The organism is Methylomonas rosea, assembly GCF_024505055.1.
GTDB classification, from domain to species: domain Bacteria; phylum Pseudomonadota; class Gammaproteobacteria; order Methylococcales; family Methylomonadaceae; genus Methylomonas; species Methylomonas rosea.
Map to the genome: position 1 here is coordinate 1 of NZ_JANIBL010000145.1, position 1,293 is coordinate 1,293.

1 protein-coding gene is annotated in these 1,293 nt (G+C 62.4%); it reads left to right on the forward strand.

Annotated elements, in window-relative coordinates; genetic code table 11:
• Nucleotides 1-1,293 (forward strand): beta strand repeat-containing protein (locus NP589_RS21520; RefSeq protein WP_256608803.1); only part of this gene is annotated, 1,293 nt, incomplete at both ends.

Consider the following 1,293-nt stretch of genomic DNA (forward strand, 5'->3'; position numbering starts at 1 on the left):
GGCACTCGGCACTGCCGGCGCAGGGACGACGGTGTCCTCCGGTGCGGCCCTGGCGATTCAGGGCGGCGTTACTCTGGCTGAGTCGCTGACGTTGAACGGCAACGGCCTTTCAGGCACCGGAGCGCTGGTCAACGTCAGCGGAATCAACACAGTAAGCGGCGGCGTGACGCTGGGCACCGACAGCACCATCGGCACTACCGCCGGATCGTTAACGCTAAGCGGTGCGGTGTCGGGGGGCTTCGCGCTAAGCAAGCTCGGCGGCGGCACTCTGATAATGAGCGCTACTTCCAACTATACCGGCGGCACGAATATATCGGCGGGTACGCTGCTGGTCACCGGCTCGCTGGGCGCTACTAGCGGTGTTTCGGTATCTTCAGGGGCAACGCTGGGCGGGACGGGAAGTATCTTCGCGGCCAGCTCGACCAACAATCTGACCATCAACGACGGCGCGACGCTGGCGCCGGGCGTGGCCGGCACCAATAACGGCATCGGCAGGCTGACGGTCAACGGCAATCTACGAGTTAGCGGCGCCATGGAGGCCGAATTGGCAGGCGCGGGCGGGGTGGGCGGAACCGATTTCGACCAGGTGGCGGTTAATGGTATCGTCAGTCTGAACGGCGGTTCCCTATCCGTTACGCGGGTTGGCGGTCACACTGCGACCAGTGGCAATACCTATCGGCTGATCGACAACGACGGCATCGACGCCGTCACTGGCGCTCCCGGTATTTTCGGCGGCATTGCCGAAGGCGCCGAACTGAGCAGCAACGGCGACATTTACACGGTGAGCTATGCCAGCGGCACCGGTAACGATGTAGTACTGACAGCAGCGGTGCCGATTGTGATCGATGTTAACCATGCGCCGACGGGAGATGTGACGATCAGCGGTACCGCTGTCGTGGGCGAAACGCTCTCCGTCAGCACTACGCTCGCAGACGCTGATGGTCTGGGTAGCATCGTCTACACCTGGACAGATGGTAACGGCAACATCCTGGGGACCGGTCCCAGCTTGGTTCTGACCCAAGCGGATGTTGATAAAACCATTATCGTTACCGCGAGCTATACCGATGGTCTGGGTAAGGTCGAGACCGTCAGCTCGACGGCCACCGTCGCAGTGGCGAGTGGCAACGCCACCAATGCCACGCAAACCGTGGAGTTCAATACCAACTCATCCGGCGGCTTCAGCGGCGGGTCGTTTACTACCGGCACTCAGATTCCGACCAACTTGATACAGCCGATCAACACCGGTTCTGGCCTTGGCGCGGGCGGCGCGCCGACCGGCCCAGGCGGCGGATC